This is a genomic window from Flavobacterium limicola (assembly GCF_003634755.1).
In the GTDB taxonomy this organism is placed as follows: domain Bacteria; phylum Bacteroidota; class Bacteroidia; order Flavobacteriales; family Flavobacteriaceae; genus Flavobacterium; species Flavobacterium limicola.
The window spans coordinates 1-23,025 of record NZ_RBXA01000006.1; the positions used below are offsets into that span (position 1 = coordinate 1).

The 23,025-nt window shown below is 33.5% G+C and carries 20 protein-coding genes; 6 read left to right on the forward strand and 14 right to left on the reverse strand.

The annotated features are described in order from the left end of the window. The 3 genes from BC952_RS15110 to BC952_RS14220 form a co-directional block, all read right to left on the reverse strand. The coding region (locus BC952_RS15110) for a beta strand repeat-containing protein (protein ID WP_121366249.1) at window positions 1-3,651 on the reverse strand (3,651 nt) is incomplete at its 3' end. Window positions 3,652-3,661: 10 nt separating this feature from the next. Beyond that, window positions 3,662-4,093: a hypothetical protein gene (locus BC952_RS14215; protein WP_121366250.1), complete on the reverse strand. Its 432-nt coding sequence runs from the start codon at window positions 4,091-4,093 to the stop codon at window positions 3,662-3,664. A gap of 277 nt (window positions 4,094-4,370) precedes the next feature. Continuing rightward, a complete protein-coding gene (locus BC952_RS14220; RefSeq protein ID WP_121366251.1) occupies window positions 4,371-5,435 on the reverse strand; it encodes a helix-turn-helix domain-containing protein in 1,065 nt (354 codons plus the stop codon). Window positions 5,436-5,699: 264 nt separating this feature from the next. Here BC952_RS14220 and BC952_RS14225 point away from each other — a divergent pair, with 264 nt between their 5' ends. After that, window positions 5,700-6,851, forward strand: a complete 1,152-nt coding sequence (locus tag BC952_RS14225; protein WP_121366252.1) for a 5-(carboxyamino)imidazole ribonucleotide synthase — start codon at window positions 5,700-5,702, stop codon at window positions 6,849-6,851. Between the two features lie 107 nt (window positions 6,852-6,958). Then, window positions 6,959-7,441: a 5-(carboxyamino)imidazole ribonucleotide mutase gene (gene purE, locus BC952_RS14230; RefSeq protein ID WP_121366253.1), complete on the forward strand. Its 483-nt coding sequence runs from the start codon at window positions 6,959-6,961 to the stop codon at window positions 7,439-7,441. Between the two features lie 49 nt (window positions 7,442-7,490). Here purE and BC952_RS14235 read toward each other — a convergent pair whose 3' ends face one another. After that, window positions 7,491-8,162, reverse strand: coding sequence for a hypothetical protein (locus BC952_RS14235; protein WP_121366254.1), 672 nt, complete (start codon window positions 8,160-8,162; stop codon window positions 7,491-7,493). 226 nt (window positions 8,163-8,388) lie between these two features. Between BC952_RS14235 and BC952_RS14240 the strand changes: the two genes are divergently transcribed. The 3 genes from BC952_RS14240 (at window position 8,389) to BC952_RS14250 (ending at window position 11,403) form a co-directional block, all read left to right on the forward strand. After that, on the forward strand, window positions 8,389-10,416 hold the full coding sequence (locus BC952_RS14240) for a M3 family metallopeptidase (protein WP_121366255.1): 2,028 nt from the start codon (window positions 8,389-8,391) through the stop codon (window positions 10,414-10,416). Window positions 10,417-10,504: 88 nt separating this feature from the next. Further along, complete coding sequence (locus BC952_RS14245; RefSeq protein ID WP_121366299.1) at window positions 10,505-11,218, forward strand: YqjF family protein; 714 nt, start codon at window positions 10,505-10,507, stop codon at window positions 11,216-11,218. After that, a complete protein-coding gene (locus BC952_RS14250; protein ID WP_208639993.1) occupies window positions 11,218-11,403 on the forward strand; it encodes an SRPBCC family protein in 186 nt (61 codons plus the stop codon). The genes BC952_RS14245 and BC952_RS14250 overlap by 1 nt, the downstream gene beginning before the upstream one ends. Before the next feature lie 756 nt (window positions 11,404-12,159). Here the strand turns inward: BC952_RS14250 and BC952_RS14255 are convergent. From BC952_RS14255 to BC952_RS14300, 10 genes are all read right to left on the reverse strand, one after another. Continuing rightward, a complete protein-coding gene (locus tag BC952_RS14255; RefSeq protein ID WP_121366256.1) occupies window positions 12,160-13,056 on the reverse strand; it encodes a GH25 family lysozyme in 897 nt (298 codons plus the stop codon). 71 nt (window positions 13,057-13,127) lie between these two features. After that, window positions 13,128-13,592, reverse strand: coding sequence for a DUF2589 domain-containing protein (locus BC952_RS14260; protein WP_121366257.1), 465 nt, complete (start codon window positions 13,590-13,592; stop codon window positions 13,128-13,130). A gap of 3 nt (window positions 13,593-13,595) precedes the next feature. Beyond that, a complete protein-coding gene (locus tag BC952_RS14265; protein ID WP_121366258.1) occupies window positions 13,596-13,799 on the reverse strand; it encodes a hypothetical protein in 204 nt (67 codons plus the stop codon). Window positions 13,800-13,803: 4 nt separating this feature from the next. Next, the gene (locus BC952_RS14270; RefSeq protein ID WP_121366259.1) at window positions 13,804-14,340 is read right to left on the reverse strand and encodes a DUF2589 domain-containing protein; all 537 of its coding nucleotides are present in this window, start codon (window positions 14,338-14,340) and stop codon (window positions 13,804-13,806) included. A gap of 82 nt (window positions 14,341-14,422) precedes the next feature. Beyond that, on the reverse strand, window positions 14,423-15,088 hold the full coding sequence (locus tag BC952_RS14275) for a DUF2589 domain-containing protein (RefSeq protein WP_121366260.1): 666 nt from the start codon (window positions 15,086-15,088) through the stop codon (window positions 14,423-14,425). A gap of 72 nt (window positions 15,089-15,160) precedes the next feature. Continuing rightward, a complete protein-coding gene (locus tag BC952_RS14280; protein WP_121366261.1) occupies window positions 15,161-15,721 on the reverse strand; it encodes a hypothetical protein in 561 nt (186 codons plus the stop codon). Between the two features lie 359 nt (window positions 15,722-16,080). Next, entirely contained in the window at window positions 16,081-16,827 is a 747-nt protein-coding gene (locus BC952_RS14285; protein WP_121366262.1) for a LytR/AlgR family response regulator transcription factor, read from the reverse strand. Next, the gene (locus BC952_RS14290) at window positions 16,820-18,364 is read right to left on the reverse strand and encodes a tetratricopeptide repeat-containing sensor histidine kinase (RefSeq protein ID WP_244200161.1); all 1,545 of its coding nucleotides are present in this window, start codon (window positions 18,362-18,364) and stop codon (window positions 16,820-16,822) included. Before BC952_RS14290 ends, BC952_RS14285 begins: the two co-directional genes overlap by 8 nt. 273 nt (window positions 18,365-18,637) lie before the next feature. Then, on the reverse strand, window positions 18,638-19,030 hold the full coding sequence (locus BC952_RS14295) for a hypothetical protein (RefSeq protein ID WP_121366264.1): 393 nt from the start codon (window positions 19,028-19,030) through the stop codon (window positions 18,638-18,640). 128 nt (window positions 19,031-19,158) lie between these two features. After that, window positions 19,159-19,971: a UbiA prenyltransferase family protein gene (locus BC952_RS14300; protein ID WP_121366265.1), complete on the reverse strand. Its 813-nt coding sequence runs from the start codon at window positions 19,969-19,971 to the stop codon at window positions 19,159-19,161. A gap of 147 nt (window positions 19,972-20,118) precedes the next feature. Here BC952_RS14300 and gcvP point away from each other — a divergent pair, with 147 nt between their 5' ends. Further along, window positions 20,119-22,968, forward strand: a complete 2,850-nt coding sequence (gcvP, locus tag BC952_RS14305; protein ID WP_121366266.1) for an aminomethyl-transferring glycine dehydrogenase — start codon at window positions 20,119-20,121, stop codon at window positions 22,966-22,968. Window positions 22,969-23,025: the final 57 nt, after the last annotated feature.

Consider the following 23,025-nt stretch of genomic DNA (forward strand, 5'->3'; position numbering starts at 1 on the left):
ACTAAATGAAGTCTTATCTAATGCCAAAGTTGCAATTCCACAAGCATCCGTTGAACCATTGTTTACGTCAGCAGGAGTAATTGTAGCATTTCCTGTAGCATTAAGTTGAACGGTTATGTTTTTTGTAATAGCTACTGGTTTTTGAATGTCAGTTACAACTATTGTTTGAGTTACCGCTACCGAATTGTTGTTATTAGCATCTGTTACATTCCAGGATATTGTTGTTGTCCCCACCGGGTAAAGTGCATCTAGCGCTAAACCATCACTACGAACTCCCGTTGGCAATCCAACAGTACAATTGTCTGTTGCTGTTGCCGAAACAACAACTGTGGCACCACAAGTATCTAAATCTGTGTTTACATTTTTATCTCCATTTGAAACGATAACTGGAACTTGATTATCCGTTACAACTACCGTTTGAATAACTTCAACTGCTGCATTGCTGTTAGCATCTAAAACATTCCAAGCTATGGTTGTTGTACCTACTGGGTAAAGTGCATCTAGCGCTAAACCATCACTACGAACTCCCGCTGGTAATCCAACAGTACAATTATCTGTTGCTGTTGCTGATACCACAACCGCTGTGCCACAAGTATCTAAATCTGTGTTTACATTTTTATCTCCATTTGAAACAATAACTGGAACTTGATTATCCGTTACAACTACCGTTTGAATAACTTCAACTGCTGCATTGCTGTTAGCATCTAAAACATTCCAAGCTATGGTTGTTGTACCTACTGGGTAAAGTGCATCTAGCGCTAAACCATCACTACGAACTCCCGCTGGTAATCCAACAGTACAATTATCTGTTGCTGTAGCCGAAACAACAACTGTAGCGCCACAAGTATCTAAATCTGTGTTTACATTTATATCTCCATTTGAAGCTATAATAGGAAGTTGATTATCTGTTACAACCACATCAAAACTTGTTGTTGACATATTGCCACTTGCATCTGTAGCTGTAAATGTATTTGTTGTTGTGCCCACAGGAAAAACACTACCACTTGGTAATCCTGCTGTTTGAGTCAATTGTACAATTGCACCATAACTAACTGCATTACTGTACAATTTTTGAATGTTCACATCTGACAAGACTGTTGAACCATTGAAATTTCCAGCGTTTTGAAAACCAATCGCCTTTCCTCCATTTGAAAACTCCCTAACAGCAACAGCATCTCCTTGAGATGAAGTCATCAATACTATAGGTTGATTGCTAGAATATACTCTTGCAAATCCAATATTTCCTCCTGCTACAGGCAAATTAAATGAAGTAGGAACTCCAGCAAGAATAGGATGTGATGCTTGAGAAGAAACCTGAGAATAAGTAGTTGGTTCCGTAAAACCACTATTTCTTTGCAAAACAATTATCTCTTTCATCGCTGTCATTGTACCAGCATCATCGGCCTCAAAAGCGGACCATTCATCTGTAACATATGTTTTACCTTGATTTAAAACAAAATCAAGTATTGCGTTTTGACCTCCTATTGGCATGGCAGTTCCAAAAGTTGTCCCATTTAAGTGAACAACAGCATTAAAACCTGTTAAAGCAGGATTCGTACCATTGTATTCAGTCTCTGAGGTAGCACTAAGTGTTACTGTATTTCCTGCTGCAATCAATGCGTTCTGTAAACTTGTTGTATTTGAGTTTATTTCATCCCAAATCAACAATACATTGGATTGACCTGCACAGTTGTCATTAGCAATAGGCTTTGTGTAAGTAACTATAGCTCCACAAGCATCTAAATCTGTGTTTACACTGATTTGTGGAACACTTGTAAACACAGGATCGATATTGTCTACAATTGTAACTATAGCAGATTGATTTGCAAAGTTTCCTACCGCATCAGTACCTCTTAGAATTACTGTATTTGCACCTAAATCTTCACAAGTAAACATAGTTTTATCAATGCTTAATATTGGAGTACTACAGTTATCCGTAGTTCCGTTATCAAGTTGAGAAGCAGTTATAGTAGCAGTTCCAGAAGCACTTATCTCAACTATAATATTCTTAGCAATAACGATGGGTGCTATCGCATCTACCAAGGTAACATTAAAAGTCTTACTATCAAAATTACCATTACCATCATTAGCTGTTAAAGTAATCATTTGAACCGTTCCATTATTATTAATAATAGTTCCAGCCAAAGGTGATTGTGTCACAGTAACAGTTCCACAATTATCAGCAGCAGTAGTTAAAGAGGTATAATCAGGAATAGAAAAACTACAATTAGCATCGAGGTTTTCATTTCTATTTGCAACAGCAGTAAGAGTAGGTTTTGTTATGTCTCCAAAACTTACCGTAAATGTCACTGTCGACTCTTTTAATAAACTGTCTTGAATTCTGATTGAAATTGTACTTGTCCCCGTGGCATTCATGTTAGGAGTTACTGCAATTGATCTTGAATTTCCTGATCCTGTAATTACAATGTTACTATCTGACACTACACTATTATTTGAAGAAGTTCCTGTAACAGTAAAGGTATTGTCACCGGGATACGCATCAGTGATAGTCAATGAAACAGGAGTAATAGCTGTATTCTTGCACAATAAAGGTTGATTAGGTATTGATGAACCAACAGGTATGTCATTATCTAAAGTAGAAAAATTTACCTGTTCTATATCAGAATAAACATCACCAGATCCTAGATTATATTTTGTGACAGTATAAAAATCATAACTTGTATTGTAAACAAGTCCTGTTAAGCTAAAAACATGATCGACATTTGCCGTTGTAGCACTGCTCCCGCTCGCTGCTACACTTACACCTGAATAATTTGTTCCCGCCTCTATTTGCGCATCCGTAGGCGCAGTAGAACCCGCAGGCACTAAAACGTAATAAGTAGTCCCACTTTGAGCAAAAGAATATTTAACATCAGCACTGGTGTACGTGATATTATCAACGCTACTGGATAATAATCTTGCATAATTAAGTGACGAAGGAATAATACTCTGAACCCAACTAGAACTGTATTGACCACAGCTTGTACCTGCATCATAAAAATCATATCCCATAAAAATTACAGAACCTGCGCCATATTTTATAACTGCAACGGTAGCATTAGCATCCGTTCCATACATAGCCGTAAAATCAGGAACGGTTCCACGGGAAATTGCATCTGTTGCACTTAGGTAAGGAAGTGAAGCCGGACCTCCATCAAAGGGCGTACCAGCTGTATTAACCGTGTTTTTAGCCCATGGAGAGGTACTTACAGTTCCTAAATTCCAAGAGAAAATTAAATTTAAAAAATCAGTGTCATACGTTCCAAAAGTCCCGGTCATCACCATAACGCCACCAGCATTTACCCAGTTCTTAATTACATCTCTTGATGCTAAAGGCAAAAAAGTAGTGTTAGATGGATTTTGCGTTTCCATATCGGTCATGAAGAAAAATTCACTAGCATCCAACTGCGTTGCAAGTGTTGTAGCATTTGAAAAACTGGTTATCGAATTATCGACTGTGTAAGTTGGTATTGCACTAATAATTCCTATAAGATTTGCATTTTCTCCATCACATCCTGACGAACCATTTAATCCAGGATAATTAAAAACAGAAACTGCTGTGGTTTGTGCGCTCGCTTGCAAAGCGATAAAAGTAAAAAATAGTATAAAAGCTTTCGCTAATAAATTTTGTAGTAGTTTGTTATTTTTCATTTGTTGTAATTTAATCGATTATTGCATTAACAATTCCCCATTTATTAGCACTTTTTTCAAGTGTTAATCTAACGCTAACTGCAATTTCTTTGTTATCTTTTAAATAAACAAATTTATAAATTGAGGTTGCTTTACTGTCTTCAATAGTAAGAGTATCAAAAACAAAATAACCATTTCCCTTTTTGTTTATTAATTCCTGTTCAGAAATTAATAGTACAGACTTGTCATCAATACTTAAATCTTGACCAAAGGTAAAATTTGCACCTTGATTCAAAATCAAGATGTCTTTCATGCTTTGCTTAATTTCATTTGGGATTTTTTTCTGAAGTTCCTGTAAAGCAACGCATTGCTTTATGATTTCTCCTTGGGATTCTGACTGAGCATTCATTGTATTATACAAAACACAAAAAAAGCTCATAATAAAAAGTAATTTTAATTTCATACCAGTTTGTTTAGATTTATATGCAAGCAAAAATAAAAGGAAAAAAAATCATCGAATAGCCCATTAGGACATATCGACAGCCCATTAAGACCAATTCTATTTTTTCTAAAAGTAGAATAGATTATTATTTTTTATTTTTATACAAAATAATGAAAACCAATTACTTATTTAATTTATTATAAAAAATTAAAATTAAAAAAAAGCAAATAAATAAGAATTATAATCCCAAAAAAAACAAAATAATTTATAAAAATATTGTTAAACGCTATTTATAAACCTACAAAAAACGCACTTCTGAGGGAAGTTTATCAAAGCGCTTTTTAAAATTGGCAGCAAATTTACTCTGGTTAGTATACCCTATTGCAAAAGCAATATTTTTCATTTGCATGTCTGTATTTTGAACCATTTGCATGGCGAGAAGCAGTTTTTTTTCTTTTTGGTATTGCAACATGGAAGTTCCATAAACAGATTTAAAAGCAGATTTTAATTTTGTGGGAGACATATCCACCTGTTGCGCAATATTTTCTACTCCCAGAAAAGAATTTGTTAAGTTATCCATGATTAGTTTTTCTGCTTTGGCAATTTTCCTATAATCAGGAGTATCAATAGGAGTATCACTATCGATGCGTTGATCAACGAAAGCATTCTCAAAGAAAGTAGAAACTAAATGAAATGTTTGGGCTTTTAAAGCAGCTTCACTTGATAAATCCTTTTTAAAAGTTTTCAAATTCTCTAAAATCTCTTTGGACAATTCCTGTGCATTAGGCACAATGTCCTGATATGTTATAAAGCCTTTATTAGAATTTAGAAAATTTTTAATCGAATTGTCTTCTGGTAAAGTTTTAAAAGAAAATTTTTTTTCCGCCCATTCTTTACTGAATCCATACAAATAAAATTCACAAACAGAACCTTTATAAAAATAAGCACCTATCTCAGTCCCCGGTTTTTTAAACCCCCAATATTTACTTGAAAAAGGCGTTTTATCGCAAAATGTATTCTGTACTTTCACTTCGCTTTGAAAAACTGAAAAGGTAAGTGTGTAATAGTCGCTTACAACATCTTCATCATAAATGGCCTTTAGCATGGTGTTTTTCTTGAACTTAATGCTAGTCACCATAATCCAGAAACCTTCTTCAATCTCACGATAATGCAGTACACCTTTAGAAAAAGGATTATTCCTATAAACGGCTTGCTGTTCCCGAACGTGACGAGAAGAAGGGGAATTGATAATGCTTTTTATTAAAATCTCAGGCGAATTAGACAAATACGGTAACTCGAAGAAACCATCTCTATAGAAGTTTATATTTTCTTTTATGAATTTAATCCACTTTACTAGTCGCATCTCTACTCGTTATTAATTTTCAGAGTTGTCAAATTTTAATTATTATAAAACTTTATTGGCAAATATAAATCACAAAAAAGAACAACACAGCAAATTAAACCTATTTTTATTACTAAAAAAGAAATGTAAATTAGAACAGCGTGAATTCTATATTCATATCTAATAACTTATAATCTTCTTCTGCGTGAAATTTTAAAGAAACTAAAATTGAATTTTTGGATTCAATCATTATAAAGTATCTTTGCTTAAACATACAACTACACCATGAATTATTTTTCTTCTGATTTCAAATTAGGAATTCTCGGTGGCGGACAACTGGGCAAAATGCTACTGTTTGACACCCGAAAATTCGACATACAAACTTATGTTTTGGACCCAAGTGATGAAGCGCCTTGTAAAATTGCCTGCGACCAATTCTTCAAAGGGGATTTAATGGATTTTGAAACGGTTTACAATTTTGGTAAAAAAGTAGATGTTCTGACTTTCGAAATTGAGTTGGTTAATCTGGAAGCTTTGGTAAAACTCGAAGAAGAAGGATTAAAAGTATTTCCTTCACCGAAAACGTTGAAACTGATTCAAAACAAAGGAATTCAGAAAGATTTTTATATTCAACATGCCATACCAACAGCAAATTACAAAAGTTTTGACAATCTAAAAAGTCTAATTGTTGACATTCTGGATTCGAAAACGAAACTTCCGTTTGTATGGAAATGTACGGAATTTGGTTATGATGGAAATGGCGTAAAAGTGATTCGACAAATTTCGGATTTGGATAATTTAGCCAATGTAGAATGCATTGCTGAAGAAATGGTTCCGTTCAAAAATGAATTGGCCGTTATCGTTTGTCGCAATCCTTCCGGTGAAATAAAAACGTATCCTGTTGTGGAAATGGAATTTCATCCCGAAGCCAACCAAGTGGAATACGTGATTTGTCCGGCTAGAATTGATGACAAAGTAGCCGAAAAAGCAAGAGCAATCGCATTGACTGTTTCCGAGAAATTCAATCATGTGGGTTTATTAGCCGTTGAAATGTTTCAAACTGAAGATGATGAAATCCTCGTGAACGAAGTCGCTCCACGCCCGCACAATTCCGGTCATTATTCCATTGAAGCCAGTTATACGTCACAATTTGAAAACCATTTGCGTGCAATTCTTGATTTACCTCTGGGAAATACGGACAGTAAAGTAGCTGGAATTATGGTAAACTTAGTTGGTTCCGAAGGTTTTTCCGGAAATGTAGTCTACGAAAACATAGAAAAAATACTGGGTTGGAATGGTGTTACACCACACATTTACGGAAAAAAACAAACGCGTCCTTTTAGAAAAATGGGACATGTAACCATAGTAAACGAAGACATCATTGAAGCGCGAAAAATTGCTGAAGATGTAAAGAATACGATTAGAGTAATCAGTTAATTGAAAGATTGAAAAAATTAAAGATTGAAAAATTCAGAACACCAACTAAATTGAATTACTCAAAAATCTTGAAATACTTAAATCTTGAAATTTTTAAATAAAAAACAATGAAAGTAGCCGTAATAATGGGAAGCATATCCGATATGCCAATCATGCAAGAAGCCATCGATATCCTAAAAGCATTCGAAATAGAAATTGAAGTCGATATCGTTTCAGCGCACAGAACTCCCGAAAAATTATTTGATTTTAGTCATAACGCTCACACACGAGGCATTTCGGTAGTAATTGCTGGTGCTGGCGGCGCTGCACATTTACCGGGAATGGTCGCTTCAATGTCTCCACTTCCTGTAATTGGTGTACCCATAAAATCAAGCAATTCCATTGATGGCTGGGACAGTGTTTTATCCATTCTTCAAATGCCCGGTGGTGTTCCCGTAGCAACCGTTGCCTTAAACGGAGCGAAAAACGCAGGGATCCTTGCCGCTCAAATCATAGGAAGTCACAACAAAAGTGTGATGGAAAAAATAATTAAGTACAAAACAGGATTGAAAGAAGCCGTTAACATCGCTTCTGAAAGTTTACAGAAATAGAAAAAGCTCCATTAAGGAGCTTTTTTCATTTATTTAAATCTTGAAACAGTTATTCAGCATCAACCACAATTTCAAGAACTCCTTCAAATTCTGATGCAATAATATCGTCCTTGCTCAACCAATATTCAGAAGTCTTAATCGTATAATTCACTTTATCCGTAGTCTTAACATCCCATAAAATATCTTCGGCTTCTGGAAAAGGAGCATTCTCAGTCATCTGACTATCAAATAATCGTTTAATCAAATTACTACCTGACAATCCGTTGTTTAATAATTTTAAAATACTTTCTTTTGTCAATTCATTTTCATTCTCACCCTCTGCTGGCGCAAAACTACATTCGATAATCGTCGCTTTTGCATTTGGAAAAGTACCGTTGTACGCTTTGAAAAGCAATTGATTAATATGAAACAAAGTAGAATGCAATCCTATTTCCGGATATTCTTCACATACTTTATCTAAAAACATATCATTTGAAATTTGCTGAATCTGACCTTCATTCAAATCTTCTGACAACTTATATTCTAATACGACAACAGCCGCATCTCTGGGCTCAAAATCACTTATTGCCATAAACAACAATTCTCTTAAAGTGGAAGGATCAGCATCCGCAGCATCCGGATAATCGAATTTTTCCAATAGCTTTATATAATCTTCATTTGTCCAATATTCTTCAACCTCATCAACAGTATTCGCTCTCTTTATTGCAATTTGATAATTCATCTTTTCTTTTAATTTATTATATTTTTTCTGATTCGTCTTTTATAAAACCAATCATTTTTTTCACAATTTAAGGCATTATTACTGCCAAAAGAAATAAATAACATTTAAATAACACTTTAGAATCCGCTATTTTGGTCCAAATCAATTGCTTGGACAACCCCATTTTTTTTATTAAATCCGTACCTTTGATATCTTTAAACATTGAATTATTTTATCAAAAATACAAATGAGCATCTTAACCCACCATTTCAATACAAAATACAATACAGCACCTTTTACGAAAATTAAAAATGAAGATTTTCTTCCAGCTTTCCAGAGAGGAATCGAATTGGCAAAAGCCGAAATCGATGCAATTGTAAGAAATCCAATAAAACCTACCTTCGAAAACACGATTGAAGCTTTAGCATTCAGCGGCGATGTTTTGGATAGAATTTCAAGCATTTTCTTCAATTTGAATTCAGCAGAAACCAATGACGAAATTCAGAAAATCGCTCAGGAAGTTTCGCCTTTATTGTCTGAATTCGGAAACGATGTACGTCTTAATCCAGATTTATTCTCCCGAGTAAAAGCGGTTTATGAGCAACGCGAAAAACTACATCTCAATCCGGAACAAACCACACTTTTAGACAAAAAATACAAAAGCTTTTCCAGAAACGGAGCCAATTTGCCGGAAGACAAAAAGAATCAATTGCGAGAAATCGACAAAGAATTATCGAAATTGAGTTTGCAGTTTGGCGAAAATGTTTTAGCCGAAACCCAAGCGTATCAATTGCATATTACAAACGAATCCGATTTAGCCGGTTTACCTGAAGGAACAATTGAAGCCGCTCGCTCTTTGGCTAAAAGCCTAGAAAAAGAAGGTTGGATTTTCACATTGGATTACCCAAGCTATGTTCCATTTGTGACGTATGCTGATAATCGTGAATTGCGCAAGAAAATGGCAATTGCTTTTGGCGCCAAAGGTTTTCAAAATAATGAATTTGACAATCAAGAAATCGTGCTTAAGATTGCCAAATTACGTTTTGACAGAGCACAAGTTTTAGGTTACGCCACTCACGCTCATTTTGTGCTTGAAGAACGCATGGCAGAAAGTCCGGAAAAAGTAAAAACATTCTCGACTGATTTATTAGAAAAAGCCAAACCGGCAGCTTTGAAAGAATTTGCCCAATTGGCAGCTTTCGCAAAAGAACTTCAGGGAATCGAGGAACTTCAGAAATGGGATGGTGCCTATTATTCCGAGAAATTGAAACAGCAATTATTCAACTTGGATGATGAAATATTAAAACCCTATTTTCAATTAGAAAAAGTTCTGGACGGTGCTTTTGCAGTAGCGCAAAAATTATTCGGGATCACTTTCGAAGAAATTTTTGAAGTGGATAAATACCACGAAGAAGTAAAAACATACGCAGTAAAAGATGAAGACGACCAACTAGTTGCTGTTTTTTATGCTGATTTTTTTCCAAGAAAAGGCAAACGCAACGGTGCATGGATGACGTCTTTTAAATCGCAATACATCAAAAAAGGAAGTAACGAAAGACCGCATATTTCTATTGTGTGCAATTTCACGAAACCTACCGAGACCAAACCATCATTATTAACTTTCAATGAAGTAACGACTTTGTTTCATGAATTTGGTCACGCCTTACATGGGATGTTAGCCAACACCACATATCCAAGTTTATCAGGAACATCGGTATACTGGGATTTTGTGGAATTACCAAGCCAGATTTTAGAAAATTGGTGCTACGAACCGGAAGCATTGGCTTTATTCGCATATCATTATGAAACCGGCGAAATGATTCCGATGGAATTAGTACATAAAATTAAAGAAAGTGCGAGTTTCCAAGAAGGAATGGCAACGATGCGCCAATTGAGTTTTGGATTATTAGATATGGGCTGGCATGCACAAGATCCATCTAATATCAAAGACATCAAGGCTTTTGAAACCGAACAATTTGCAGCGACACAATTGTATCCTGATGTAAAGGAAAATGCAATGAGCACTTCATTTTCTCATATTTTTCAAGGCGGTTATTCTTCGGGATACTACAGTTACAAATGGGCAGAAGTGCTGGATGCAGATGCTTTTGAATATTTCCAAGAATGCGGCATATTTAATAAAGAAGTGGCTACCAAATTCAAGGAAAATGTACTTTCGAAAGGCGGAACAGAACATCCGATGATTTTGTACAAACGTTTTAGGGGACAAGAACCAAAACCGGAAGCTCTATTAAGAAGAGCAGGATTGCTTTAGAAAAATATTTATTGAAAACCCGATGTCTGTTACTTCGGGTTTTTTAATAGACTTACAATACCGCTACAAAAATCAAAACCAACAAAAGATGAGTTTTTTAAAAGCCGAATGGAATAATTTAGCAATGATTAATTATGAAGTCAATCCTCAAATTCTACAAAAATATGTGCCAAAAGGAACGGAAATAGATTTCTGGAACGGCAAATGTTATGTTAGTTTTATTGGATTCCTATTTGAAAATGTTCGTGTTTTAGGAATGAAAATACCGTTTCATTCTGATTTTGAAGAAGTCAATCTTCGGTTTTATGTGAGACGATTTGAAAATGGAGCTTGGAAAAGAGGCGCGGTTTTTATCAGCGAAATTGTTCCAAAATATGCGATTTCATTTGTTGCAAATACCTTTTACAATGAGCATTACCGAACTTTACCTATGAAACATACGCTGAAAGTAAATGAAAACTCCCGAGAATTTATATACCAATGGAAGGTAAATAATAATTGGAATACTATTAATGTTGAAACCGGTATAAACCCTATTGCAATTGAACCCGATTCTGAAGCTGAGTTTATCACGGAGCATTATTTTGGCTATACCAAAATCAATGAAAATGAAACTTTTGAATACCAAGTCACACATCCCAGATGGCAACAATATGAAGTAACCAAAAACGAATCCGTTATTGATTTTGAAAGTGTTTATGGAAAAGAATTTGCTTTTATTAAAGATTTAAAACCCACTTCTGTATTTCTGGCAATAGGCTCGAAAATCACAATTGAAGACAAACGAAAAATAAAACTTTAATGACCCAAATAAAAATTCGGACAAAAATAAATGCACCCATACAAACTGTTTTTGACATTTCCAGAGACATCGACGTGCATCAAAAATCTGCCTGTCCTACAAAAGAAATCGCTATTGACGGCGTTACTTCCGGATTGATAAATTACAACGAAACGGTGACTTGGCGCGGGAAACATAATTTGTGATACAACCTATGCTGAAAAAAGTAAATCTTAAAGTCATAACCGAGTAAAACATTAAAATAGTATCGCGTCTAAATCATGCCATAACAAAAGGATTTAAAAAAGACGTAAATAAATTTAATTATAATAAAGATTCCGGTATGTTTGTTCGTCCTACAAGTCATATGGCTATACAAAAGATTCTTCTGGGCACAATAAATATTAGAACCAAGCACAAACCTACTATTTTAATATCGAAAAAAGTAGGTGCTGGAATATTAAACAGATCTGTAAGAAAGAGAAAGCAAAGATAAAGACATACTCTGTAGCGATAAAATTAGACCAACACTAAAACAAATTGCCTGTTAAGAAACTAACTGTCAAAAAGAAAAAATCTTCACCCGAACAATCGACCATTTTAGACAAACTTAACAAGAAATAGTAATATTCTCTTGCTGTTTGTTCGGGATAGACAGACAAGTCTGTTATCGGAAAGTTAGAATAAAAATCAGTAAATAAAGTAAATAACAACAAGTAGTCTCTATGGTAATCGAAATCAGAAAACCAATGCCTAGATTAAATAATAGGAAGCTATATTATATTTATTGTATAAACTCAAATTGATGAACATTGCTAAAGATAAGTTTTATAGTTAATCGTTTACTAATTCAACCAAAATGCAGTTATAATGTCCACTCACTATTGTCTAAAAATTATACATTCATTTTTCACTAATCTTGTATCGTTTTTCAGGACTAGAAAATTTACATTTAATTTTAACTATTTATAAAGACCTTCTTTTTTTCCAAAAAAAACATCATAATCTGCTTTAGTTGAATTTATACTATAATCATTTGATTTTTGAAGTATCATTAATCCTGTTTTCTTCCAAGCAAATGGTATTCTTGGTGTCTTTTTTGTGTATTCCGCTAACCATAAAGGATACTTAATAAACTTGATATCATTAAGGTATTCATTTGCAAAAGAATAGTCTGTGTATAAAATTGGGATTCTTCCTGTTCTTTTTTCAACCTGTTCTAAAAATTTGATTACATCCGTTTTTAATTTAGTCTTATTTACATTATTTTTAGGTAAACTAAGTTCTTCAATATCTAAAATTAATGAAATATCTGTTTTTTGGAGATCATTAACCTGATTACAAAAATGATTTGCTTGTTTAATAGGATCATTATGATAAATATAAAAATGATAAGCTCCTCTAATTTTATTTCTTTTTTTAGTTAATGTCCAGTTTCTTTTAAATTGATAATCAATTATTTTTTCACCTTGAGTGGCTTTACATATAATAAAACTAATTTCACTATTTTCTGAGATTTCCGAAATAATGTCACCATTCCAATGAGAAACATCAATCCCAAAATATTCTTTTTCTTGCTCTTCTTTTGGTTTTTCAATTGGTTGTCCGATTGGTTCTCCGATTGGTTCTCCGATTGGTTCTCTGATTGGTTTTCCGATTGGTTCTCTGATTGGTTTTTCAATAGGTTTCTTAACTGATTTCTTAGCTGAAATGAAATCTAATTTAGCATCTATTTTCTCAACTTTGCTCTGTGCCATTTTATAACTATTTGTTAAATCAATTATTTTAAATGACAAAAGCGATATCGCAATAATTATTGACATAATAACAAAAATTATTAATTTGGATAAAAAATTCATATATATCTTATTTTAAAATTCCACACTTACTCTATTCAGTTTTAAGTTTAGCTGTTTTTAATACATTGCTTTTAACCTGGAATCTGTGCTCTTAATATTTTCTCATAACCTTCAATAATGTTCTTAATTCCTTCAGTGCTCTCATTCGGTTTAAGAATTATTTCAATTTTTGCAAATGAGGATTTTCGCTTCTTACTAAACAGATTGTTACTTTCTTCTTCATTAGAAAAACTCACCAAAAGTTCATCGTTTTCTAAAGCAACTTCTAAATTAGTTGTGAATTTTAACTCCTCGATTCTTGTAGTTGAAACAGGCACTAATGTTATCAATGGCACATTTACAGCTACATTTTTTATTGAATTATCATGCGCTTTTACGGGGTAATTTATGGAAACCATCTTGGCCTGAAAATTGTCACTTCCTTCTTTTTTTTCAAAGTAAGATTCCATTAAATCATCATGATTTTCTAACAATGAACTATGTGCAATATTTGTTGCTTCATTTATTGCTTCAACTAGCTTACTAAAATTTATCATAATTTACTTTTTTGAGAGGTTATTTTTTAAATCTAGAAATTTTTCATAGGTTGTTTTTAAATCTGAGATACTAGAACTAGCAATTTTAATTTGAGCACTACACTTTTGACATCCGAAACTCGCACCTCCAATAAGAGCGGCTACATTATAATCTATTTGCGAATTACATTCAGATGTTGGGCATGGTATTTTTAAATTATCTATCATAACTTTAGGATTTTAATTGAATATTTTTAGTATAAAATTCAAGAAGAGTAGTTAAACCAACTGGTAATGGAATTGAACCAGCATTAATTTCTACCGACATCTTAGATTGATTTCTTCTTTGGGTTTTATTATTTTCTGAGGCGTCATTAGAAGATGCCACACTTCCTCTCATCACCGTTTTGTCTTTCTCATTTTCATCATCATTTGTATTAGTATTAACATGCGATATAATTTCTAAATCAAACTTCACCGAAACATCTTTTACACAAAGCGAGTTAAATGGAATTATAGTAATTAAAGGCAATTGAAAAGTTATTAATTCAGACGTTTGATCACTTGCAGATTCCTTTGCATTTTTCACAGTCAAACTGATCATTTTTGGAGAAAACGCTCCGTTTTCCGAATCAAAACAGGTTTCCATTAAAAATTTTGCTTGTTCTTGTGCCATTTTAGAATTCGCATTAGTCGCTGCTACAAAGGGTGCAGCAAGAAGTTCCTCTATTAAAACGGCCTGATGGCTAAAATCTTCTTTATCATTCATCTCTATGTATGTGTTTTAAGTTGATAAAATGTCCAGAGTTTATCCTCTGGACATATTAATTCCAATCTAGTTAAAAACTATATTATGTAGCTGGTGCTGGAGCAACAGCAGGTAATTGAATTGGTGATATATTTTTACTGTAAGCATCAATAATCGTTAAAACTCCTTGTGGTAAAGGCAATTGACCTGCATGCACTGCAATAGAGTATTTCGCACTATTACTTTTTTTGTAATGACTACTTGTCGTAGAAGATTCTTTAGAATCGTAACTTGCAGAACCATGAATTGTAACCGAAAAAGGTCCCCATCCAACTTTAGCCTCAAATCCACCTTCTCCTTTAGTTTCAGAGCTTGAATCTTGTTGAGAATCTTGAGCTGAACTTGATTGTACTTCCATTTCAAAATTTACATCTACACTTTCAACAGCCAATGAATTTAATGGCATAATAGTCAGAATAGGTAAATTAAATACTGTATTAAAAGGAGTAACTGTTGTAGTTGAATCAGGTTTGTTAGGATCAGCTGGTGTAATTACGTTATTAGTAAGTACCATCTGAATCATAATTGGCGTATAATTCGTGTTTTCTCCTTCAGTTGTTTTATTAAAACAATTGTCTAATAAAAACTGAGTTTGTGTAAAAGCCATATTAGCATTGGCTTTAGTTGTGGCAATTAGTGGCCCTCCAATAAGTGAGTCAATTGGTAATCCTGAAAATTGCTGTGCAATCGATAATAATTGATCGTCCATAATTTATTTAGTTTTTTATTTTTGCTTACTCTATTCAGTTTTCAGCTTCCCTGTTTTCAATTTAGATATCCACTATATTGGGAAACCTTTTGGAGTTGAAGCAGTATTACTTCTAACATTCATGTATTTAAAATTTCCAGCCTTCATATTACTTGCTCCGTATTGCTGATTGATAAAGAACTCAATAGCTTGTGCATTATTCTTACCTGCATCGCTCGCCTGAAAAAAACCAAAGTTTGGTTCAAAATATACTACGTCATTATTGTTTCCAGTTACAATAATAATTTCATGATTAGGTTCGCCTATAGCATCTCCAATTGCCCCAACACATAATGCCGCTCTGTATATCCTGTTTGCTGCAAGTCCTGTAGCTGATGTCTCCGGATATGCTGTTAATGCTGTTTGTGGAGCCTTCTTTAAACTTAGTGCTTTTGCATAATTCATCATTGCAGTTCCCGCTCCAAAGTTTTGAGCGGAACTAACTGCAGCTACAAACGTTCCTGGTTTATTCCAGGTTCCTAAATCACTTTCTAAAAAACTGCACATATAATAGCATACTCCGCCACGCGAAGGTCCTCCTCCTGTTCTTAACCAAGTATCCTGTTCGATTTTTTTTAATGAAACTAATGCCATAATTATTTTTTTTTAATTCTGTTTACCTACTCTTTTCAGTTTTCGGATTCCCTGTTTTATTTATTTCTAATCATTGGAAGAATTCTTAATAAAACGGTTCATTTCATGTAAACACATGTGGGTTTGTTATTAAAAAATTAAAATCCATTATTAAAAAAAGAAAATGAAATAAATGCTAGCCTTCATTTTATTTTCAGTGGTAAAACTACATTTGAATAGGAAGGGAAAAGAAAAAAATGGCATAAGAGCGGAGATTGCTGTTATGAAGCAGTAAAAATGAAGCACCAATAAATTAGGATAAAAAAAAATCTCTCCAAAAGGAGAGAGTAGCAATGAGGAATGAGAGCGTCACTGATAAATTATTTCAATACATGAAATCTTTTTATGAGGTCTTTATATTTATCACTTAACATGATCTTATGATTCCCTTTTAAAATAATAAGGTTTTCGGAAACAAGTATTTCTTCTATTTTTTGACTGTTGACAATGAAGTTTCTATGGGTTCTGCAAAATTTATCGGCATCCAAAAGCTCGATGATTTTTGTTAACGAAATTAAGATGACAAACTTTTCGTTTTCGGTTACTATGTTGCAATATCTTTCTTCAACTTCGATATACAAAACATTCGCAATTAATACTTTTTTTAAAGAATTTTTCTTTTTAACAAACAGGTATTCTTTACTTATTACTGTGTCTTGATCTTCGCTAAAAAAACCATTTGTTTGAGCATAAAATTTCTCTACAGCCATTTCAATGGCATATAAAACTTCCAATTCGTTAAATGGCTTTAATAAGAAACTAAAAGGAGAGGTAAGTTTTGCTCTTTCAAATATCTGACGGTCTTTTGAACTCGTCAGAAACACAAATGGTTTTAAAGCACCCGGAATATCATTGATAGTTTCCGCAAAGGTTACGCCGTCAGGTTTCCCATCTAGAAAAACATCAATAACTAAAACATCTACTGTCTTTTTATAAAACATAGATATTGCCTCTTTAAATGAGGTTGCAACTCCTACAATTGTATAATTGTTCTCTTTAAGTACTTTTACAAGCGCATCACTTTCTGAAGAAACATCTTCAATAATAAGTACATTTATATTATCCATGATTCTTAAATTTTGGTAAAACAACAATTATTTTAGTCCCTATATTTTCCTGACTTTCAATGTTTAATTTACCGTTGTTCTTTTTAATCATTGTTTTGCACAAATGCATTCCTAATCCTGTTCCAATATTTTCATTGTTCTTTTTTTTAGTCAGTAAAACAGTTTCATTCAAGAGTTCTTCCTGAGTGTTTTTATCCATTCCCAATCCAGAATCTTCAATTACTAAATCACAAAAACTATTGTTAGAAGTGCGTGTATAAATCAATATGCTACCATTCTCCTCAGAAAATTTAATAGCATTATCTAAAAGATTTCTAAGGATAATCTTTAGAGAATCCAAGTCTGCAAACACAAAAATATTTTTAGAAACCGTATTTTCAAAACTAATATTTTTATCTAACATGAAAGATTTATAATTGAATTCAATTTGCTGAATTACAGAAAACAAATGCAATGATTCTTTCTTAAAATATAATTGTTTGGTTTGAAATAAAGCCCAATTAAGCAAATTGTCCAGCAAATTATAGGTTCCATTTGCAATGGCGCTATTGTTATGAAGTAATTTATCTAATTCGGTAAAATTTTTACGTTTCAAATTTTCAAACAACTTAACATTACTTGATTTTAATGCACTTACGGAAGAACGTAAATCATGACTAACAATAGAAAAAAGCTTATCTTTTGTTGCATTCAATTCATCTAACTCTTCCTTTTGTGAAAGGATGATTTTATTGTGTTTTATTTTTTGCTTATAGAAATAAACACCCGCTCCAAACAAAATTAATAACAAAACCGAGGAATAGAACAAGCCATTTCTTTCAGCAATTTTTAACTGATTTTCGGCTTCAAGTACTTTAATTTCTTTCTCTTTTTGCTTTACAGTAAATTTCTTTTCCAACTCAGCAATTGCCCATATCTTATTCTGATCATTTAAGGAATCTTTCCAAGATTCATATTCTTTTCTATATACTAAAGCTAATGGGAAATTTTTCCTATTTTCCTCAACAACAGCCATATTTATGGCCGCTTTTCTTTTTAGTTCAAAATCTTTTACTTTTTTTGACAATAAATACGCTTTTTCAAAATAGGGAATGGCTTGTCTATCTTTATACTGTACATAGTACAAATTAGCGATATCCATATAAGAGCTTATGAGCAATAAAGTATCTTTTTCCAATTGCTGCAATTCAGCACTTTTAAAAAGATATTCTTCCGCTCTATCAAATTTATTAAGATGCAAATAACACAACCCTAAATTATGAGAAACATTGCTTCTTTTAAAATCGAATGCATCATCATTAGTCAGTTTCTCAATTTCTTGAAAATAACGTATGGCCTTTGAAAAATCCCTTAATTCTAATGAAATTTCCCCCAAATACATTTTTACTTTATAGTAAAACCGAAATTTATTAGAAACTGCATTAAATTCATTTTTAGCTTCATTTAGAAGGTTTTTTTGTTTGAAACTAAACGCTCTAAAATAATGGCAGTAATCTGTAAGTTCGTTGTCATGATTATTAAAACTTAATTGTTTCATGGAATAAACCAAGGTAGAATCCCAATTTTTTTTCAAAAAAAACAAATGAGCTTTATTAAAATTGATTTCTTTTTTAAATTCTCTAGCTTTTTTTTTAATTTCAACACTTAATAAATCCCTATTTGATTGTTCTTTAGAAAAAAAGGGTGAAGTGTAACTTAACAAAATTGAAATAATAAATAATTTAATCTTAGTCATTATTGTCTTGCTAATAGATTTTGCGGATACAACAATAAAATGAAAGTGAATTGATTTTTAAACTAAAAATTTTTTCTAACCTTGTTGTACAGTAGTTTCAGTACCCCTGGATGTTACTGGGTCAATATCATTATTATATACTGTAACTTTATCTACATATTTACAAGTATAAAAAACATCAATATACCATGCAGTATAACTTTTAGGCACTTCCTCTCTAGAGTCATATTGCAGATAGAAATCTTTATTATTGCTAGCTACACCAAGTGTAGGTGCTTTAGTGTTATTACTATCTATGAAAACAACAATTCTGAAATTAACAGCATCCTTTATATATTGTGCTGTAACTAGAGGTGCAACTGGTCTTAAAAAATCATTAACCGGTGCCTTAATTAAACTAGCAGGTATATTTTGACCAATCGCTATAGGCGCAACAATAATAGGTTTTAAATTTAAAGTAGAATTCATAATTAAATATTTGGCTTGGTTAACAATAAAATTTATTTTAGCACTAAAATATACTTTTTACTTAACAAAATATATATTTAATCTGTTTTTCTCATAATTCAACAAATTAAGACTATGAATAAAGAGATTTAAAACAACAACAGTAAAAACCACCAAACTATCGGCACACTTTCTACCCAAAAGGAAGTGTAATATTTAGACCGTTTTTCATTGGCAAAAAGGATAAAAAATGAAATGACAATCACTAAAATAAAGTTGATAATCAATTGATTTTTGTCAAAATTACTTTTAAATATTTCCAAAAAATAAAATGGAATCAAAAGTAACAGCCCTACTATTTTGGTTCGCTTTACTCCTATTTGCTGCGGAACAGTTTTAAGATGTGGATCGTCTTTCGCCAAATCAATAATCTCAAAAATAAGTATCAACACAAAAATCAAAACAAAGCGTTGCATACATTTTAGATAGAAATCCAGATTTATTGATATGCCCGCATCTAAAATTGGCAATCCCAACGTCACACCAACCCAACACAACGCCACGATATAAATTTTGACACCAGCCCAATTCCTTGCATTTTTTTTATTTAGAAAAAAGGGAAGCGTATACAGCAATGTGACACTCAAAAAAGCAATAGCAACAATCTGGGTAACGCGTTCCAACTGAAAAAAATAAAAGCCAACCAAAATAAACGAACAAAAACTGAACAAAGTAATTGCTTTAAGTTCCTTCCGCATTTGTATTTTTTTGGCTCGAGCCAAAGCATCGTATTTCACAAAATTATAGCCGACAATCGTTCCGAAAAAAGCAAACTGAGCAACTGCATCGCCTTCCGGAATGTGGAACATGTGTTGCGTCATTCTGACCAAGGCATAACACGAAAAAGCCACGTGAATACTACTATTAATATAGAAATCAAAAATTAATTTAAAAAACCTCATTAGACAAAATTAATCAAAGTGTTAATAAGAACGGCTTTTAGTTGAAAAATTCACAGAAAATCAAGTAAAAAAAGGCAATTAATAGCATATTAATATTTAATTTTACAGCCTTTTAAAACAAGAAACACACAACCCATTTTATATACAATGAAAACAGACGCTTTTGCATTAAGACACATTGGCCCAAGAGAAAATGATTTAGAACACATGTTGAAGACGATTGGGGCAGAAACACTGGAACAATTGATTCAAGAAACGATTCCAAGTGACATTCGTTTAAAATCTGATTTAGACTTGGAACCTGCAATGACCGAATATGAGTTTGCAAATCACATTCAGAAATTAGGGAATAAGAATAAAGTTTTTCAATCCTACATTGGTTTAGGATACAATGCAGCAATTATTCCTGCGGTGATCCAAAGAAATGTTTTTGAAAACCCGGGATGGTACACTGCTTACACACCGTATCAAGCTGAAATTGCTCAAGGTCGTCTGGAAGCAATTTTGAATTTCCAAACTATGGTTATCGAATTAACTGGAATGGAAATCGCTAATGCTTCTTTATTAGACGAAGGAACTGCAGCTGCAGAAGCAATGGCATTACTTTTTGACGTTCGTTCTCGTGACCAAAAGAAGAACAACATTAATAAATTCTTCGTTTCTGAAGAAATATTACCACAAACTTTATCTGTTTTACAAACGCGTTCGACACCAATCGGAGTTGAATTAGTAGTTGGAAACCATGAAACATTCGATTTTTCATCGGAATATTTTGGAGCAATCCTGCAATACCCGGGCAAATTTGGACAAGTTTATGATTATGCCGCATTTATCGCTAAAGCTGCTGAAAACGAAATAAAAGTAGCTGTTGCTGCTGATATTTTAAGTTTAGTAAAACTGACTCCTCCTGGAGAAATGGGCGCTGCTGTAGTCCTTGGAACTACACAACGTTTCGGAATTCCGTTAGGTTACGGTGGTCCACACGCTGCTTACTTCGCTACAAAAGACGAATACAAAAGAAGTATGCCAGGAAGAATCATCGGTGTAACTGTTGATACCGACGGAAATCGTGCCTTGCGTATGGCGTTGCAAACACGTGAGCAACACATCAAGCGCGATAAAGCAACTTCAAACATTTGTACAGCACAGGTTTTATTGTCAGTTATGGCAGGAATGTATGCCGTTTATCATGGTCCAAAAGGATTACAATACATCGCTGATAAAGTACATGCTTCTGCAGCGACGTTGGCAAACGCACTAGAAAAATCAGGTTATCAACAAACCAATACCGCTTTCTTTGATACTATCGTTGTAAAGGCTGATGCCAAAAAAGTAAAAGCGATTGCCGAAGAAAACGAAATTAACTTCTATTACGTAGACGACAATACGATTTCAATTTCCTTAAACGAAACAACAAGTATTACCGATTTAAATAAAATCATTGCTGTTTTCGCTTCTGCAAATGGCACTCCGGTAAACACTATTGAAAGTCTATCAGAAACCAATCATTTCCCAGAAAACGTAAACAGAACATCAACGTTCTTACAGCACGATGTTTTCAACAAACACCATTCAGAAACCGCTTTGATGCGTTACATTAAAATGCTGGAAAGAAAAGATTTAGCGTTAAATCACTCGATGATTTCACTAGGTTCTTGCACCATGAAATTGAATGCTGCTTCAGAAATGTTACCTCTAAGTATGGCACAATGGAATAACATTCACCCGTTTGCACCATTAGACCAAGCACAAGGATATCAAGAAATGTTGGCTAAATTAGAACAACAATTAAATGTTATTACTGGTTTTGCCGGAACTACGTTACAACCTAATTCAGGAGCTCAAGGAGAATATGCCGGATTAATGGTAATTCGTGCTTACCACCAATCAAGAGGGGATCACCATAGAAACATTGCTTTAATTCCATCATCGGCTCACGGAACAAATCCAGCTTCGGCAGCGATGGCAGGAATGAAAGTTGTGGTTACTAAAACATTGGAAAACGGAAATATCGACGTAGAAGATTTACGTGAAAAAGCAATTTTTCACAAAGACAATCTTTCTTGTTTGATGGTTACATACCCATCGACTCACGGTGTTTTTGAAAGCGCAATTAAAGAAATCACACAATTGACCCACGATAACGGCGGACAAGTTTATATGGACGGTGCCAATATGAATGCCCAAGTTGGATTGACAAATCCTGCAACTATTGGTGCTGATGTTTGTCACTTGAACTTACACAAAACATTCGCTATTCCTCATGGAGGTGGCGGACCTGGTGTAGGACCAATATGTGTAGCGCCACAATTAGTTCCATTTTTACCTACAAATCCTGTAATTCCAACTGGTGGAGAAAACGCCATTACGGCAATTTCTGCTGCGCCATGGGGTTCTGCATTAGTTTGTTTGATATCGTATGGTTACATCTGCATGCTTGGTGCTGAAGGTTTGAAACAATCTACTGAATATGCAATTTTAAACGCAAACTACATTAAAGAGAAATTAAACGGTCATTATGATACGTTGTATTCCGGAGAAATGGGTCGTGCGGCACACGAAATGATTCTGGAATGCCGTCCATTTAAAGAAAAAGGAATTGAAGTAACTGATATTGCAAAACGTTTGATGGATTATGGCTTCCATGCTCCTACCGTTTCTTTCCCAGTTGCCGGAACTTTAATGATTGAACCTACTGAAAGTGAAAATTTAGAGGAATTAGACCGTTTTTGTGATGCGATGATTGCTATCCGAAAAGAAATTGAAGTTGCAACTTTAGACAATCCAAATAATGTATTGAAAAATGCACCACATACTTTGATGATGGTTACTACTGATACTTGGAATTTCCCATACACTCGTGAAGCAGCAGCGTTCCCATTAGAATACATTTCCGAAAATAAATTCTGGCCTACCGTACGTAGAGCAGATGAAGCATATGGAGATAGAAATTTAGTTTGTTCTTGCGCACCGATTGAAACGTACATGGAAAGCTAATTTTAAATTTAAAAAAACAAAAATGCCTCGATATATCGAGGCATTTTTTATCTTAAT

Excerpts from the sequence above, each read along its gene's own strand:
- BC952_RS14215 (WP_121366250.1), bottom strand. The coding sequence starts at position 4,093 with ATGAAATTAAAATTACTTTTTATTATGAGCTTTTTTTGTGTTTTGTAT.
- BC952_RS14220 (WP_121366251.1), bottom strand. The coding sequence starts at position 5,435 with ATGCGACTAGTAAAGTGGATTAAATTCATAAAAGAAAATATAAACTTC.
- BC952_RS14225 (WP_121366252.1), top strand. The coding sequence starts at position 5,700 with ATGAATTATTTTTCTTCTGATTTCAAATTAGGAATTCTCGGTGGCGGA.
- purE (WP_121366253.1), top strand. The coding sequence starts at position 6,959 with ATGAAAGTAGCCGTAATAATGGGAAGCATATCCGATATGCCAATCATG.
- BC952_RS14235 (WP_121366254.1), bottom strand. The coding sequence starts at position 8,162 with ATGAATTATCAAATTGCAATAAAGAGAGCGAATACTGTTGATGAGGTT.
- BC952_RS14240 (WP_121366255.1), top strand. The coding sequence starts at position 8,389 with ATGAGCATCTTAACCCACCATTTCAATACAAAATACAATACAGCACCT.
- BC952_RS14245 (WP_121366299.1), top strand. The coding sequence starts at position 10,505 with ATGAGTTTTTTAAAAGCCGAATGGAATAATTTAGCAATGATTAATTAT.
- BC952_RS14250 (WP_208639993.1), top strand. The coding sequence starts at position 11,218 with ATGACCCAAATAAAAATTCGGACAAAAATAAATGCACCCATACAAACT.
- BC952_RS14255 (WP_121366256.1), bottom strand. The coding sequence starts at position 13,056 with ATGAATTTTTTATCCAAATTAATAATTTTTGTTATTATGTCAATAATT.
- BC952_RS14260 (WP_121366257.1), bottom strand. The coding sequence starts at position 13,592 with ATGATAAATTTTAGTAAGCTAGTTGAAGCAATAAATGAAGCAACAAAT.
- BC952_RS14265 (WP_121366258.1), bottom strand. The coding sequence starts at position 13,799 with ATGATAGATAATTTAAAAATACCATGCCCAACATCTGAATGTAATTCG.
- BC952_RS14270 (WP_121366259.1), bottom strand. The coding sequence starts at position 14,340 with ATGAATGATAAAGAAGATTTTAGCCATCAGGCCGTTTTAATAGAGGAA.
- BC952_RS14275 (WP_121366260.1), bottom strand. The coding sequence starts at position 15,088 with ATGGACGATCAATTATTATCGATTGCACAGCAATTTTCAGGATTACCA.
- BC952_RS14280 (WP_121366261.1), bottom strand. The coding sequence starts at position 15,721 with ATGGCATTAGTTTCATTAAAAAAAATCGAACAGGATACTTGGTTAAGA.
- BC952_RS14285 (WP_121366262.1), bottom strand. The coding sequence starts at position 16,827 with ATGGATAATATAAATGTACTTATTATTGAAGATGTTTCTTCAGAAAGT.
- BC952_RS14290 (WP_244200161.1), bottom strand. The coding sequence starts at position 18,364 with ATGAAACAATTAAGTTTTAATAATCATGACAACGAACTTACAGATTAC.
- BC952_RS14295 (WP_121366264.1), bottom strand. The coding sequence starts at position 19,030 with ATGAATTCTACTTTAAATTTAAAACCTATTATTGTTGCGCCTATAGCG.
- BC952_RS14300 (WP_121366265.1), bottom strand. The coding sequence starts at position 19,971 with ATGAGGTTTTTTAAATTAATTTTTGATTTCTATATTAATAGTAGTATT.
- gcvP (WP_121366266.1), top strand. The coding sequence starts at position 20,119 with ATGAAAACAGACGCTTTTGCATTAAGACACATTGGCCCAAGAGAAAAT.